The 14,417-nt window shown below is 45.9% G+C and carries 15 protein-coding genes; 9 read left to right on the top strand and 6 right to left on the bottom strand.

Annotation, left to right across the window (positions count from 1 at the left end; all coding sequences use genetic code 11):
- Positions 1 to 16: 16 nt before the first annotated feature.
- Positions 17 to 736, bottom strand: a complete 720-nt coding sequence (locus EP181_RS02335; protein ID WP_172959668.1) for a D-alanyl-D-alanine carboxypeptidase — start codon at positions 734 to 736, stop codon at positions 17 to 19.
- Positions 737 to 853: 117 nt separating this feature from the next.
- Between EP181_RS02335 and EP181_RS02330 the strand changes: the two genes are divergently transcribed.
- A complete protein-coding gene (locus tag EP181_RS02330; RefSeq protein WP_127470229.1) occupies positions 854 to 1,750 on the top strand; it encodes a class I SAM-dependent methyltransferase in 897 nt (298 codons plus the stop codon).
- Between the two features lie 210 nt (positions 1,751 to 1,960).
- Complete coding sequence (locus tag EP181_RS02325; protein WP_127470228.1) at positions 1,961 to 2,365, top strand: response regulator; 405 nt, start codon at positions 1,961 to 1,963, stop codon at positions 2,363 to 2,365.
- A gap of 278 nt (positions 2,366 to 2,643) precedes the next feature.
- On the opposite strand, the gene EP181_RS02320 is transcribed toward EP181_RS02325, so the two are convergent.
- On the bottom strand, positions 2,644 to 3,570 hold the full coding sequence (locus tag EP181_RS02320) for a LysR family transcriptional regulator (protein ID WP_127470227.1): 927 nt from the start codon (positions 3,568 to 3,570) through the stop codon (positions 2,644 to 2,646).
- A gap of 170 nt (positions 3,571 to 3,740) precedes the next feature.
- Here EP181_RS02320 and EP181_RS02315 point away from each other — a divergent pair, with 170 nt between their 5' ends.
- On the top strand, positions 3,741 to 4,730 hold the full coding sequence (locus EP181_RS02315; protein WP_127470226.1) for a pirin family protein: 990 nt from the start codon (positions 3,741 to 3,743) through the stop codon (positions 4,728 to 4,730).
- A gap of 330 nt (positions 4,731 to 5,060) precedes the next feature.
- On the opposite strand, the gene rsmI is transcribed toward EP181_RS02315, so the two are convergent.
- Positions 5,061 to 5,990 (bottom strand): 16S rRNA (cytidine(1402)-2'-O)-methyltransferase, encoded by a 930-nt coding sequence (gene rsmI / locus EP181_RS02310; protein WP_127470225.1) that lies wholly within the window; start codon positions 5,988 to 5,990, stop codon positions 5,061 to 5,063.
- Between the two features lie 130 nt (positions 5,991 to 6,120).
- Between rsmI and EP181_RS02305 the strand changes: the two genes are divergently transcribed.
- Together EP181_RS02305 and EP181_RS02300 are read left to right on the top strand one after the other, a co-directional pair.
- Complete coding sequence (locus EP181_RS02305) at positions 6,121 to 7,623, top strand: penicillin-binding protein activator (protein ID WP_127470224.1); 1,503 nt, start codon at positions 6,121 to 6,123, stop codon at positions 7,621 to 7,623.
- 40 nt (positions 7,624 to 7,663) lie between these two features.
- A complete protein-coding gene (locus EP181_RS02300; RefSeq protein ID WP_127470223.1) occupies positions 7,664 to 8,038 on the top strand; it encodes a YraN family protein in 375 nt (124 codons plus the stop codon).
- Positions 8,039 to 8,159: 121 nt separating this feature from the next.
- Here EP181_RS02300 and htpX read toward each other — a convergent pair whose 3' ends face one another.
- Together htpX and EP181_RS02290 are read right to left on the bottom strand one after the other, a co-directional pair.
- Positions 8,160 to 9,056, bottom strand: a complete 897-nt coding sequence (htpX, locus tag EP181_RS02295; RefSeq protein ID WP_127470222.1) for a protease HtpX — start codon at positions 9,054 to 9,056, stop codon at positions 8,160 to 8,162.
- Between the two features lie 195 nt (positions 9,057 to 9,251).
- Positions 9,252 to 10,436, bottom strand: a complete 1,185-nt coding sequence (locus EP181_RS02290) for an EAL and HDOD domain-containing protein (protein ID WP_127470221.1) — start codon at positions 10,434 to 10,436, stop codon at positions 9,252 to 9,254.
- Between the two features lie 251 nt (positions 10,437 to 10,687).
- Here EP181_RS02290 and EP181_RS02285 point away from each other — a divergent pair, with 251 nt between their 5' ends.
- The 4 genes from EP181_RS02285 (at position 10,688) to EP181_RS02270 (ending at position 13,256) form a co-directional block, all read left to right on the top strand.
- A complete protein-coding gene (locus tag EP181_RS02285) occupies positions 10,688 to 11,668 on the top strand; it encodes an RluA family pseudouridine synthase (RefSeq protein WP_172959667.1) in 981 nt (326 codons plus the stop codon).
- Entirely contained in the window at positions 11,661 to 12,116 is a 456-nt protein-coding gene (locus tag EP181_RS02280) for an HIRAN domain-containing protein (protein ID WP_127470219.1), read from the top strand. Before EP181_RS02285 ends, EP181_RS02280 begins: the two co-directional genes overlap by 8 nt.
- A 14-nt stretch (positions 12,117 to 12,130) precedes the next feature.
- Positions 12,131 to 13,021 carry a 3'-5' exonuclease gene (locus tag EP181_RS02275; RefSeq protein ID WP_127470218.1) on the top strand — a complete coding sequence of 297 codons (891 nt, stop codon included), beginning with the start codon at positions 12,131 to 12,133 and terminating at the stop codon, positions 13,019 to 13,021.
- 61 nt (positions 13,022 to 13,082) lie between these two features.
- Positions 13,083 to 13,256 carry a DUF2986 domain-containing protein gene (locus tag EP181_RS02270; RefSeq protein ID WP_127470217.1) on the top strand — a complete coding sequence of 58 codons (174 nt, stop codon included), beginning with the start codon at positions 13,083 to 13,085 and terminating at the stop codon, positions 13,254 to 13,256.
- A 109-nt stretch (positions 13,257 to 13,365) separates the two neighbouring features.
- On the opposite strand, the gene EP181_RS02265 is transcribed toward EP181_RS02270, so the two are convergent.
- Positions 13,366 to 14,337, bottom strand: a complete 972-nt coding sequence (locus EP181_RS02265) for an SLAC1 anion channel family protein (RefSeq protein WP_127470216.1) — start codon at positions 14,335 to 14,337, stop codon at positions 13,366 to 13,368.
- Positions 14,338 to 14,417 lie beyond the last annotated feature (80 nt).

The raw sequence follows: 14,417 nt of genomic DNA, 5'->3' as shown, positions 1-14,417 counted from the left end.
TCTACCCCTTTTTGCGTTAAAAAAACGCTAACTGCTCGGCAAAATAACGCTCGGCCAACCGTGGGTCTTTGCCTAAGTTAACGCGCTGGCGCGTTCCTCCCCCCTCTTTAAAGCGTGCAATGGTTTTGGCCACCTGCAAACCGCTTTGCGTTAACGGGGTTTGTGGCTCGGCCGAGCTCAATTGACCCGCCTTTTTTTGAATGTTTATGGTATTAAAATTAGCGGCTAAAACCGATGGAATGGCATCGTAAGGATTGTCGGTATTACTAATACCCGGCATGACCAGGCCTGGTGAATAATAATCGGTGTCTAAATGCAGCCCATTGAGTTTTACCACACCCAAAGCACGCAACTTCACGGCAAGTTGATTGGCCATGTGTGCCAGCTCTTCGGACACTAAATAAGGATCTCCATAGCCTTTTATCCACAGCGTATTACCCTGCAGATAAAATTCGGTTTTAAAACGATGTTGGGCACCCCAATGTTGTAGCGCCAAATAAGCCGTGACCAACTTGGTGGTGGACGCCGGAATAAAGGCTCGATTCGCCGCCTGAGCCTGCAAGACGCGGCCTTTTTCATCGGTAAACAGCAAGCCGGCGTGTTGCAACTGCTTAAACGTCTGCCAATGCGGCTGCTCCGCCCACACACCCTGCGCATAGCCACTCAAAGACAGCGAACTTAGACACGCCACAAACCACGCTGTAACTCTTATGTTTTTAACCACTCTTTTTAACACACGGCTTCCTTTTTCTCTGCTTACAGTCGGCATGTTTAAACCCAACCTTAACCGCCATTAATCGGCGTGATAGTTTAAACTATCACTCTTAATGACATTGCCCAAACCTGAATTTTTATGATTATTGCCATCAACGACCAGCACCACCCAAAATGGGCGCACGCCTTACAAGCAACCTTAAACCTTCCATTGTGCTCACACCTAGCACAGCCTGCCGACATGGTGCTGGATTGGCTTAACCCTGATAAAGACAATGCCACATTGCATTTAGCCCTTTTACCACCCGACAGCGGTGCGGTTTCGGTTGACTTTTTAGCCGGTAAAAAAGCCCATCGCCGCCAGTTTGGCGGCGGCAAAGGCCAACCGTTAGCCCGCGCCATGGGAAACTTAGCCACGGGTCTGCCCAATATTATCGATGCAACCGCGGGCATGGGCGGCGACAGTTTTGTTTTGGCATCGCTTGGATTTAACGTCCACATGATTGAGCGCTCGCCCATCGTCGCGGCCTTGCTTAACGACGCGTTAACCCGCGCCAAACAACAGCTTACCAATGCAGGGCAAACCACACATCACATCCCAACGAGCGATTTGGACGGGTTATGCGCTATTTTAAACCGCCTAAGCCTAACCAACATAGATGCCACCGACTATTTAAACAGCTTAAAAAACGATTTGATAAACGATTCACACACCACACAAAATCGCGTTGACGTGGTGTACCTTGACCCTATGTATCCCGAAAAGAAAAAAGTCGCCGCCACTAAAAAAGATATGAAAGCCCTGCAAACCCTTGTTGGCCCGGACTTAGACAGCGAACAATTACTCAGTGCAGCTCTGCGGATTGCCCAATATCGCGTAGTCGTTAAACGACCCAAAAATGCCCCTGCACTCAAGTGTGATTGGCCAATAAGCCCCCTAAAAACAACCAACATACTCCCAACCGCCCATATCAGCAGCCCCAACACACGCTACGATATTTACTCTATAAAAGCCTTAAAACTAAACCATTCTTGAGCAACGTAAACCACCTGTCTAATGTACTTACAGCATAAGAACACTTAAGCCAGTTTTGAAAATTCGCGTTGTAACCCATTTAGCACTATACTGCTTAGGCGCATTGACCAAGTTGTGCGCGTTAGTTTTTGTGTGCATTAGCTTTTATGTGCATTAGCTTTTGTGCCCACTGTCTTTTTACCTTTATTAAAGAGTATTAAAAGAGTCAATATGCCCAACCCCCCTAAAATTCTGATTTTAGATGACTCCCAAGTCATTCGTTCTCTGCTTAAAATGACACTAGAAAGCCAGGGGTTAAGCGTCGATGCTGCCGAAGATTTAGCGCAAGCTTCGCAATTTGCTCAACAAGGTATTTACAATTTAATTATTGCCGACTACATGCTCGCTGCAGGCCATGATGCCCAAACGGGTTTAGACTTTATTAAACACACTAAAAACTTAACGCACCACGCCAACACCCCGGTGATTATGCTCAGTGCCGAAAATGGTGTGCAAGTAAAAATTGACGCCAAAAATTTAGGCGTTCAAGCGTGGATTAAAAAGCCCTTCACCCCCAAAAGCCTGCTGGACGTTGTGCATAAAATACTTGAACAAAACGCACCGCAATCGCATTAATCTATTCACTTTTACAACATCCCCACCTAAGCGATAAGCGAGCCAAAAATCTTGGCCTTAAATGACCTTAAAGTGGCCATAAATAAATCATTGCTCACAAATTAAGAGGCCTTTGCACGAGTGGGGTGCGAGAAAAAAATGAGAGAAAATTTGCCTGATTGAGGCAGGAAACGCAGTGAATAGCTGGCTATTCGCAAGTTTTCCAACGAAAAGCAGGTGAATTTTAACCATTTTTGACCGTACATCCACTCGTGCAAAGATCTCATTAAGCATACGCCCTAAAACAAGTCCTTATCCCAATAAGGATTACCGCCCAATTGCTCAACCAAGAACTCGATAAACACCCGAGTTTTGGCGGCCAAAAACCGATTTTGAGGGTACACTGCATACGCTTCAACAGACGCCACTTTATAATCCGTGAGCACCGGCTTAAGCAGACCCGCTCTTAAAGCATCGGCCACTATAAACGTAGGCGAAAGTAAAATTCCATGACCGGCCACGGCCATATCACTTAAAAAACTGCCGTTATTGGCCTGCATTTTAGAGGCTAAATTTAACACCACCGCCTCACCGCTCGGCGCTGTTAAGTGCCATGCTCCTAGACCAGAAGCTCCGCCACCGGCTTGAGCGTACTTTAAAGCGACATGCTCTTTAAGCGCCTCATGATTTTTTGGATTGCCCATACGCTCTAAATACCCGGGACTGGCGCACATTACAAAATGAATGGGAACAATTTTGCGAGCTTGAATGGTTGAATCCTTAAGTTCGCCTATGCGCAATGCCAAGTCAAAACCCTCTTCCACCAAATCAACCTGACGATCCGAAAAATCCATCTGCACGCTTAACTGAGGATGACGTTTGGCAAACTCATCCATTAATGGCGTTAAATATTGCAAACCAAACGATAGGGGTAACGACAATTTTAAATGCCCTTGCAATTGCGCTTGGGCTTCTTGGGTTTGATGTTGCATTTGCGCCACCAGCTCCACTACTTGCAAAGCACGCTCATAATAATCACGCCCTGCCTCGGTTAAACTCGATTTTCGGGTGGTGCGTTGAATCAACTTTGTTTGGGCACGCACCTCCAAATCGGCCAACCTGCGGCTCACCACCGATTTAGCCAAGTTCATCTGCTCGGCGGCTTTACCCACACCGCCGGCTTCGACCACACGAATAAACACCTCAAACTCTTCAAATAGCCCCATTTTAAGTCGCCTTTTAACAATGATAGATGGATTAATTTGGCTATTTTATTGCTGTGCTGGCAACAATCAATTGAAAATATGACCATTTACCAACCAATTTAAGCCGTATAAACTGATGACAACGTTAACTTATTCAATCAAAACGACGTTTCACTCATAAGGAGCGCATTATGACCCTCGCCCTAAAACCGGATGCACAACAAAATGCACAACAAAATGCACAACAAAATGCACAACAAAATGCACAACAAAATGCACAACAAAATACAACCTCCAATACAAAGCCAACGCAGCCAACTCAGCCACGGCATATTCAAGCCATTTACTCAGGCCTGGCTACCTCGGACGGCGATGGCGTAAAATTATCACGGTTAATTGGCCAGCCAGACCTACCCGATTTAGACCCTTTTTTAATGTTTGATGCGTTTGGAACCGATCGCCCGCAAGATTACATTGGTGGCTTTCCGCCCCACCCACACCGTGGGTTTGAAACCGTAACCTATTTACTGGCCGGCCGCATGCGCCATCACGACAACGCGGGCAATCAAGGCGTGATCGAACCCGGTGGTATTCAGTGGATGACCGCCGGTCGCGGCATTATTCACTCCGAAATGCCCGAACAACAAGATGGCTTATTAATGGGATTTCAATTGTGGGTAAACTTGCCCAGCCACCTTAAAATGCAAGCGCCGCGCTACCAAGAGTTTGCACCGGATGCTGTGCCGTTAGAAACCTGGGACAATGGCACAACCCTTAAAGTCGTGGCCGGACAAACCCAACAAGGCACGCAAGGGGTTATTGACAACCCCATTATTCACCCCACGTATTTGGACGTTAACCTTAACGCAGGCACACCGCTTACTCAGTCGCTGAGTGCAACGGCCAATGCTTTTATTTATGTGCATCAAGGCCGTATCGAAGTGGGTGAGGTGAGTGAGGTGCGTAAACCCGGCGCACTCAACACCATTAACGCACAGCAATTGGCGGTGCTCAGTGCGGGCAACCTTGTCACCATCAGCAGCCAGAGCGCCAACGCGCGGTTTTTATTGATAAGCGGTGAGCCGCTGAACCAACCCGTGGTAAAAGGCGGACCGTTTGTGATGAACACAGCTGAAGAAATTAAGCAGGCCTTTGAAGATTACCGCGCAAATCGGTTTTAAAAACGCCTTAATTAGCCTTGAATTAGCCTTGAATTAGTCTTGACCAGGCCTGGTCAACTTAAAAAACGCCAACATTAAGCTTATAAAAAGCTTGATTTGGTGTTTTTTTTGGTCTAATATTCGTTATGTTCTTTTGGATATAACGTTTTTACCGAAAATTTTACAGCGTACCTGGTTATTTAAAAATGCTTATTTAAATACCGCATGCACTGATTTTTTCCTCTTTTATCTGTCAATTATTGTGAGGAATGCGTACAAGCCCTTCCAGAATCGGGCTTGTACCTTTTTACCCACGCAATTCATCTACGCTAGGCGCAGCGTTATAAAAGCCTAAATCAACTCTTTTAACTGCAAAACCCGGTTATACACCGCTTTTTTCTTGAGCCCACTGTATTGCGACACAATGTCGGTAATTTGTTTAACTGGCAACGCTTGCTGTAACATTAGGTTAATTAAACCATCTTGTTCGGTTACTTCTGGTGCGTCTTGTGCCACCGCCCCCATGACCATCAGCACAAATTCGCCACGCACTTTGTCGGGGTGTTCATTATAGTAATTCAACACTTCATCCACCGTGCCCGAAACAAACTGCTCAAACTGTTTGGTCATTTCACGCGCTGACACCATTTGACGCGCCGCACCAAAAGCCTCACGCATGGCCGCTAAGCTATCCAACACTCTATGCGGCGACTCGTAAAACACCAAGGTGCGCGTGTCGTTTTGCAAAGCGCTTAAAACATCCAACCGCTTGGCCGATTTGGCGGGTAAAAACCCTTCATAACTAAAGCGATTGGTGGGCAAGCCTGCGGCGCACAAGGCAGTAATCACCGCACTGGCACCGGGAATAGGCACCACTTTAATTTTCTGTTGGCGCAGCAACTTAACCAAATGAAACCCAGGGTCGTTAATAAGAGGGGTGCCGGCGTCTGAAATTAACGCGCCATTTTCACCGGCCAATAAACGTGTTAGCAACTGTTCGGCACGAAATTGCTCATTGTGGTCGTGCAAACTCAACATGGGCGTAGAAACCCCCAATGCGTTTAACAGAGATTTACTGTGCCGTGTGTCTTCAGCCGCAATCCAATGCACTTTTTGCAAAGTCTCAATCGCACGTGTACTAATGTCGTTTAAATTTCCAATGGGCGTGGCCACTATAAACAAGGTGCCTGTCACGCTCGCATCGATAAAACTATCTTGAACAAAGCGCAAAGACTGCTCAGCTTCGGGTTGGGGTTGGGGTTGGGGTAAAAATTCAGTCATACAACACTCTTAAAAAACCACTGTAAAATAAAAAGACGCTTAATTTAACCATTTTTTACCGACAATCCACTCGTTCAGAGGTCTCTACGATATAATTAGGCTACGATTAACTACGACATTCTATAAGAAAATGAATTTCATCACCCCACTTATTCGTTTAAAACACCTTATCCACCTGCTTTTAGGCGTGGTCATCCTGCATCTAAGCGGCTGTGCATCGCCGCCGGTTCCACGTGACCAACAAGACAGTCGGGCACCCGAAACCATTAGCGCTCTTCCCCTGCCCCAAAGCAAGCCCGTAAGCATTAGCCAGCTAACCGGCCAAATGAAACAGGCGCAAAAACAAAAAGATTGGCCCAAATATATTGAGCTAAACACCCAAACTTGGCACTTAGCCACACCCCAACAACAAGCCGACATAGAACAGCAAATGTGGCGTGTGCTTAGCTCAATACCACCCCAAAGTGTCGATAAACTCGCTCAAAACAGCAAAGAGCACGTTATGGCATGGGGCGTTTTAATTAAAGCCATGCAAGGCGACAATCCCAAAAACAACTTGCCTAAAGTGCGCCAACAGTTTTTAAACGCCATTTATGTGCATAATTTGTACGGCCATTTAATGGCGCTGTTAACCCCACAAAAAGACTTAGACCACATCGCTGTTTTTTTACCCCTTGAAGGAAAGTTTCAACCGATTAGTGAGCAAATTCGCAACGGGATTACCAAAGCTCAACAAGCTTCAGGTGACAATACGCGTATTGAGTTTTATGACTCCTCAAACATCAATCAAATAGACTCTTTATACCGTCAAGCCAAACAGGCTGGAGCACAACGCATTATTGGACCGTTAACCAAGGAAGCGGTCACTAAAATGTTAACGTTTAACGACCCCAGCATCATTGCCCTTAACCACATTGGGCAAGCACCGTTTACTCAATTTAACTTTAAAGCCGCTAATGAAGCCCAGCAGATTATTGAACAACTCAACCAAAAGGGTGTAAAACGCATTGCCATATTAACCAGTGACCGCGCGGCACAAACCAAATTGGCCAATGAAATTAAACAGGCCTGGTTAAGCGATGCGCAACATCATGTCACGTTGCAAGTTTACACAGACAACCAACCCAAGCTTAACGATGTTTTAGGTGAGTTTATTCAGCAAGCCGACAGTAAAAATCGTGCCGACACATTACGCAATACCATTGGCCGTTCAGTTGAATTTTTTCCGCGCACGCGTCAAGACTTAGAAGCCATTATATTATTGGACGACGCATCCCGTGCCGCCAGCATATTGCCAATGTTTGCATACTACGAACTTAAAGTTCCGGTGTACGGCGGCATTAACTTAGCACCGCAAAACTTTGCTAACCCAGAAGCGCACCCCGATTTAAAAGGCGTACATTTTTTAACAGCACCTGCGGCCATCAACCGTCAAAACTTAACCAGCGCATTTGAAGCCTACGGCTGGGATGCCTATATGGTGGCCAACCACCTGTCCAAAATGCAGCTAGGAGAGCAGCTTAACCAAGGTCAAACAGGCTGGTTGCGCCTAAAAAACAATGAGGTTAGCCAGCGCTTAATTTGGGCGACCTACAACAGCGCCGGGCAAATTGAAGCACTGGTAACACAGTGACGCACATAATAAACACAGAGCGCATAAAGTTTATCCAACCGTGTTTAACTTTTTAGCCCTAGGGCTTGCTAAAGAACAGCAAGCCAAACAATGGTTAAACCAGCAAGGTATTCATATCATCGCCCAAAACTACCGCTGTAAAGGCGGTGAAATTGATTTAATTGGCGAACATCACACAGCACATGGCCATGCACGACTCACGTTTTTTGAGGTCAAATACCGTAAAAATGCCTTACATGGCCATCCGGCCGAGTTTGTTACCCGCACAAAACAACAACGCATTATCAAATGCGCACAACTGTTTCTACTCAAACACCCTCAATACACTCAACACCAAATGCAATTTGATGTACTCACCTTTTTAGACCAACAAACCCAACCGCTGTGGATTCAAAACGCGTTTAGTGCTTTTTAAACAGCTGTTTAATTGTATTGCCGCCTATGATTGCCCGCTTTACGCTAGAAACAAAAAAGCCCCGCTAGACTATTCTAACGAGGCTTTTTTTGTTACTAAGTAACGTATGCGTTTTTAAAAATTAAGCTACTTTTAACGCACTTTGTGGTGTGGCTTCTAACGCCGCAATACGTTCTTCTAATGGCGGATGCGACATAAACAACGCACCAAATTTACTGCCACCAGCCGAAATACCAAATGCCGCCATTTGATCAGGCAACACACCTGGTTGCATGGTTTGCAAACGCTTTAACGCGGCAATCATGTTTTCTTTGCCGGCTAAATACGCCCCGCCGTTGTCGGCATGAAACTCACGTTTGCGTGAGAACCACATGGTAATCATGCTGGCCAAAATACCAAAGAAAATTTGCGCAACCATATCAACAATAATAAACGTCCAACTGTGGCCTTCTTCTTGGTTTTTCAAAATCACGCGATCCACCACGTACGCCACTATTTTGGCAAAGAAGATTACAAAGGTGTTCACAACGCCTTGCAACAACGCCATGGTTACCATGTCGCCATTGGCAATATGGGCTACTTCGTGACCCAATACCGCTTCTACTTCGTTTTGACGCATGCTGCGTAATAAACCGGTAGACACCGCCACCAGCGATTTGTTTTTAGTCATGCCGGTTGCAAACGCATTGGGCTCTGGTGAGTCATAAATAGCCACTTCTGGGGTTTTAATGCCGGCTTTAGCGGCTTGACGCGCTACCGTTTCAAGCAACCAGGTTTCATCGGCATTGCGTGGTTGTTCAATCACTTTGGCGCCAGTGCTCATTTTGGCCATCCACTTTGACATGGCTAACGACACAAACGACCCAGCAAAACCAAAAATTAAGGCAAACATAAACAAGTTACCCAGATTTAAACTGGTACCTTCCATGTAATTGCCTACGCCTAACAAATTCATGACTAACATGGCAACGGCTATCACCGCGATGTTCGTCAGTAAAAATAAACCTATACGCTTCATTGTTATTCTCCTTTGAAGATTTAACGGTAATCAACAAGACATCAAAAATCTCTTGTGCTTAATATAAGGTTTTTTTATTACCTTTCAAGCTTTAATTAATGAGTAGCGCGTTTAATTAAAACAGTCTGCGCCATTAATGCTGCCATTAAGCTGCTTTTAAGCTCGCCAAGGTTTTTTGTGACCAACCGTTAGCGTTCATATACGCACTAGAAATTTGCATAACGTCCATGCCCTGATAGCCGCGCATAAAAAACTGGGTATTACCCTGTTCAAACGCGCGCACCACGGCAAGTGCCCCCCCATTACCCCACCTGCGCTGGCCGTTTGCTGTAACAATGCCAATTTAATTTCAGCCGACAAGGGCAAATGATCCACAATATCGGCCATAGGCGCTTTTAAAAAAGCGTTTAAGGTTGAAAACAATCCCACCATAAAATAACGCTCTTTTTGTGCACCGACACCCGATACCTCGGCCATGGTTTCTAAAAACTTGGCGCGCACCAACGCCGTGGTTAACAATGCCATCGGAACATCGTCAATCTCGGAGAGCATCATCATATTCACCCAAAACTTTAAGCGTTTTAATCCCATAAAAGTGACCGCATCTTTTAGGGTTTCAATCACTTTGGCTAGGCCATTACTGGGGTGATTAATGGCCGCTAAGAGTTTATGAGTTAACCCTACATCAGAGCCTACAATGGCCACAATATTTTCAAAACTGGCCTCGGGATTATTAACCTCTGCCAATAACTTAAGCATGGCTAATTGATTGCTGGCAATTTGTTTTTGCGCTGAAACAATGGGATTGGTAAAAAAGTAACCTTGAAAATAATCAGCACCGGCGGCTAAGTAATCCACAAAAGCGTCTTCTTCTTCAAGCCCACTTATTACTGCGTTTACCCCTTTATCCTTAAGCTTGGTTATTATGTAAGACGCTTGTACGGGATTAATTTGGGCGGCGTTTATCTTAACGGTTTTAGCAATGCTCAAAAGTTTGTCATGTTCAGCGGTGGGTAGGTAATTGGCTACAGCAATCTTTACACCTGCTTGCATCATCTCTTTTAGGGCGTTTAAAGTAACGGTGTCTTTTAACACCTCTAACCCTATTTCTACCATTAAATGATTTAAATCGGCCACTTTTGGCAACAACGCCAATCTTAAAAATGCGGCTGGCGCGCGATAAAATACCGGCTTACCCGACCCTAAGCTTTCCAGCCCAATGTGATTACGTAAACTGTCGCACAAAGCAGTGAGCTCGTTTTCCCATTGCTCGGCATTAAGTTCAATCCCAGGCATTTTTTCAAGGGTTAACTGATAGGCGTACAGCTGTTTTTGTGCATTTAAAATAGGTTGTTGATTTAACAATAGATGATGTTGCATGATTAAATCCTTTACACGTTTATTTTGGCATTATAGGCGGTTTTTTAAAAAGAAAAACCTTTTTAACAGGCATTAATGCCTATTTTAAAGAGAATTTAAGCACTGGTTTTCGCGTTTAAAACACCCTAAACCGTCTTTGTACCGCGCTGCAAATAAAATCTACATTAGTGAAAGACCAAACTTGGCGCAGATTATAATATCTCTTTTGCATCAACCCATCGCCAGACCTTAGCCCTTTTATGAGCCATCTTATGCCCACCGACCCTTCTGCACTTCACCACGCTCACATCCCCATTAATCAACCGGGCGTATCTGCTTTAGACTGGGTGTTTACGCAAGGACAACCCAGCACGCTGGAGCCGCTTAGCAAACAACAGCTTAAGGCGTGTTTTGATAAAGGCGCGGTATGGCATACGCCTTACACCCAGCACAATGGCCACTCTTTAATCACTCACACTAAAACGGTGCGTTTACGACGAGTCAAAAAAGTCTTGGCCGTAGGCGACACACTCGATTTTTATTACCAACCCAATGTGCTTAACCAAACCGTGCCACCGGCTACTTTAGTGGCAGATTTTGGCGATTATTCGGTGTGGATAAAACCACGCGGCATGCTGTCGCAAGGTTCTAAATGGGGTGATTTTACCGCGCTGTATCGCTGGGTTGAGATGCATTACGCGCCCAACGGTCAAACTCGCCAGGCCTGGATTGTGCACCGTTTAGACCGCGCCACGGCGGGGTTAATGTTATTGGCGCACACTAAAAAAATGGCGCAAACCCTCAGCCATTACTTTGAAACCGGTCAAATTCACAAGACCTATCAAGCCAATGTATGGGGCAATTGGGGCGACACGCTCAACATTCAAGGCACGCTAACCCTAACCCAACCCATTGACGACAAATCGGCCATCAGCCACCTAACGTTACGCTCTCAAGGCGTTGGTATGGCGCGAGTTGCCATCGCCATTGATACCGGGCGCAAACACCAAATTAGACGCCATTTAGCCGCTGTAGGCCTACCCATTATGGGCGACCGTTTATACGGTGATGCGCAGCAAGATGCCACACTCGCACAACGCCCAAACTGCCAACTCACCGCCTATCAATTGCGTTTTACCTGCCCGATAAGCCAAGCGTTGCACCATTTTGAATTGAGTGAATCGCAGTTAGATTTACTCGATATTTTAGACCCGCCACCGATGTCACTAATGTCACCAAAGTCTAATGATTAAAAAATATCGCTTTATGATCAAAGGCACTTTTTATTACGCCGCGCAATTGGCCATGGAGCAACACCGGCTTACGCCCAACACCACCTTAACGCTTAAAACCGAACCCGATAACGCCTTTGACCCTTATGCCGTGCAGATTTGGCTGCCGTCTCATCAGGCCAACTTACCAGGCCTGCTCATCGGTTATGTTCCCAGACAACTAGCACGCGTTATACACCCAACACTCGCCATGAGCGAGTTTGCACAGCAAAAAACTCACGCAGCACCCGCGTATCGTTTAATGCTGACTGCCCCCGTTCGCACGGCGCCGCGACTGCAAATAGAGTGTCAACTAAGCTTTGACCAGGCCTGGTTAAAGGCGTTTAAAATGCTGTTATGGTGTTTTTTATTACGTCAACAAAATCGTATACAGCGTTTACACTACTGGATTAAATCATTCACTTTATAAATAGGAACTTTTCCATGACCGATTCCACGCCCCAACAACTTCAGGCCTGCGCCGAGCAACTCACCCAATCGGGTCAATACCAGGTGTTAAGCAAACTTGCCGCAAAAACCCAATTTAATTCGCCCATCGACGATCGGCCTTTGCACAAAGTGTGCATCATTGACACCGAAACCACCGGATTAGACACCCAAGTATGCGAAATCATTGAACTGGGTTATCAAATTATAGAATTTGATTCGCACGGCCATTTGTACCGCGTACTGAGCGCGCAAAACTTTTTAAACGAACCCAACGGCGAGATTTCGGCCGAAGTCACCCAAGTCACCGGTTTAACCCTGGCCGATGTACAAGGTCACCGCATTCCATGGGACACCGTTGCGGCCGATTTGGCCGACGTCCAACTGTGCGTGGCACACAATGCCGGCTTTGACCGCCCCGTGTTAGAACGGCATGACCCGGTGTTTATCACTAAAATTTGGGGCTGTTCGGTCGCCCAAATTGATTGGCAAAATCTTGCACAGGTAAGCTCGCGTTCGCAAGAGTTTTTATGCTGGAAAGTCGGGCAGTTTTTTTACGGCGCGCACCGCGCATTAGACGACGTTCAAGCCTTGTGCCAACTGCTGTCTCAGCCCATATCCACCGAAGCAAGACCGGCGTTGCACTATTTATTGCAAGCGGTTCGCCAACCCAAATCGCTGTTAAAAGCCACGGGAGCGCCGTTTGACCTTAAAGACGCGTTACGCAGTCGCGGTTATCGCTGGAACGCCAACGAACGCGTTTGGCAAATCTTACTGGACGAGCCAAAATTACAAACCGAACTGGCTTGGCTGATTGAACACAACACCCCCAACCCCAAAGTGATTAAGCTAAGCGCCACCGACAGTTTTTCGGTGCGCGCGGGCTAATACAAGTGCACTAAGGTATAATCACATTTTTAAACCCCAAACAAACCAAGATGACTCCGCCATGAACCGACGTAAAAAAATTCGCCTTAAAGTCGAAAAATTTGTAAAACAAGCGCAAGCCAAAAAACAGCCCAAAAAACCGCCGTACATCTGCAAAGCCGATCGCGCCGCGATGGCTCAAGACGCGCAAAGCCCAGCACCAAACGAGCCTGAAAATCAGGTTGTTGCCGAATAATCAAATCGCCCAAATAAAAAAGGAGCGCATTATATTAATGCGCTCCTTTTTTTATATCCTTTTTAGGCTCTTTTTACCGGCCTTCGTTTACCAACATGGCATCACAAGGTTAATGATCGGCCGTGCACACTTTACCTGCCGCCACCGCTTTAACGGTTTTAACCAAAAACAGCGTAATCATAATGGTGAGCAAGCTCAAAATAAACACCCCAATGTAGGCGTAAAACAGTTGGCTGGTGGCCGCGCCCATTAAAAACGACGCAATCGACATGGCCGCCAACGGAAACGTATACGCCCACCATGACAGCGCAAAGTTAAGCTTAACAAACTTGCCCACCGACACCGCCATTAACAAGGTGGTGAACAAACCAAAAAAGTACAAAATCTTAGCAAAACTGTCTACTTCGCCGCCGTTTAAGGTCACATAAGAGATAAACCCAACCGCCGGTGGTGCAATAAAAATAAACAACGTTGGAATCAACCGTTCAGCAATGGCCGTGTGAAACACAATGCGATTTAACAAAATAGCAAACAGCACCGGCCAAAACACAATACCAATGGCAAAGAAAAACCAACTTACGTCTTCGGGCGCGTAATGCACGCCGCTAATGGGCACCAATATATTTCCCACAATCGGTATAAACCAAGCGGGATTTGAGTGTTCAATTTGAAAAAAGTCGTGGTGAATCCAGTTGTACAACACCCACAACGTTAATGTAATGTGCAAAATCGCCCCGATTGTCCAAAACCACTGCGCCACCGCATCCAAACCCACAGAGTGATAAGCGATGCTTAACAAAATTAAACTAATACTAATCGCTGGCACAAAATTCATTTTAACCGGGTGCTTCATCTCTTCCCAAAACGCGTCGGTGTATTTAATCACCTTGGTTAGATAGGCACTCAGCAACACTAAAAACAGCAAACTCGACAACCCAATCATGGCCAACCCAAACAGCTGACCCACGCTAAAAAATGCGTCTACTTTTAACACGGCAATGCTAAAGCCTGTTAACCCCATAATCATGCCAAAAAAACTGGCCGGTAAATATTTAAGCTTTTCCACCGCTGACCCACTCATTGCTTTTCTCCAAAAATAACTGATCAAAATTCTGCGCTATTTTACGCTTTTAGCAACACTTTAAACTACGTTCAACCGTT

Origin of the sequence: Thiomicrorhabdus aquaedulcis, assembly GCF_004001325.1 — a bacterium.
Lineage (GTDB): Bacteria > Pseudomonadota > Gammaproteobacteria > Thiomicrospirales > Thiomicrospiraceae > Thiomicrorhabdus > Thiomicrorhabdus aquaedulcis.
The sequence above is the reverse complement of the archived record's forward strand: the minus strand, read 5'-3'. Positions and strand labels throughout refer to the sequence as shown.

What these genes read in the sequence shown, in the direction of transcription:
- EP181_RS02285 (WP_172959667.1), top strand. Translation starts at nt 10,688, where the DNA reads ATGCCCACCGACCCTTCTGCACTTCACCACGCTCACATCCCCATTAAT.
- EP181_RS02280 (WP_127470219.1), top strand. Translation starts at nt 11,661, where the DNA reads ATGATTAAAAAATATCGCTTTATGATCAAAGGCACTTTTTATTACGCC.
- EP181_RS02325 (WP_127470228.1), top strand. Translation starts at nt 1,961, where the DNA reads ATGCCCAACCCCCCTAAAATTCTGATTTTAGATGACTCCCAAGTCATT.
- EP181_RS02270 (WP_127470217.1), top strand. Translation starts at nt 13,083, where the DNA reads ATGAACCGACGTAAAAAAATTCGCCTTAAAGTCGAAAAATTTGTAAAA.
- EP181_RS02315 (WP_127470226.1), top strand. Translation starts at nt 3,741, where the DNA reads ATGACCCTCGCCCTAAAACCGGATGCACAACAAAATGCACAACAAAAT.
- EP181_RS02320 (WP_127470227.1), bottom strand. Translation starts at nt 3,570, where the DNA reads ATGGGGCTATTTGAAGAGTTTGAGGTGTTTATTCGTGTGGTCGAAGCC.
- rsmI (WP_127470225.1), bottom strand. Translation starts at nt 5,990, where the DNA reads ATGACTGAATTTTTACCCCAACCCCAACCCCAACCCGAAGCTGAGCAG.
- EP181_RS02265 (WP_127470216.1), bottom strand. Translation starts at nt 14,337, where the DNA reads ATGAGTGGGTCAGCGGTGGAAAAGCTTAAATATTTACCGGCCAGTTTT.
- EP181_RS02330 (WP_127470229.1), top strand. Translation starts at nt 854, where the DNA reads ATGATTATTGCCATCAACGACCAGCACCACCCAAAATGGGCGCACGCC.
- EP181_RS02305 (WP_127470224.1), top strand. Translation starts at nt 6,121, where the DNA reads ATGAATTTCATCACCCCACTTATTCGTTTAAAACACCTTATCCACCTG.
- htpX (WP_127470222.1), bottom strand. Translation starts at nt 9,056, where the DNA reads ATGAAGCGTATAGGTTTATTTTTACTGACGAACATCGCGGTGATAGCC.
- EP181_RS02290 (WP_127470221.1), bottom strand. Translation starts at nt 10,436, where the DNA reads ATGCAACATCATCTATTGTTAAATCAACAACCTATTTTAAATGCACAA.
- EP181_RS02275 (WP_127470218.1), top strand. Translation starts at nt 12,131, where the DNA reads ATGACCGATTCCACGCCCCAACAACTTCAGGCCTGCGCCGAGCAACTC.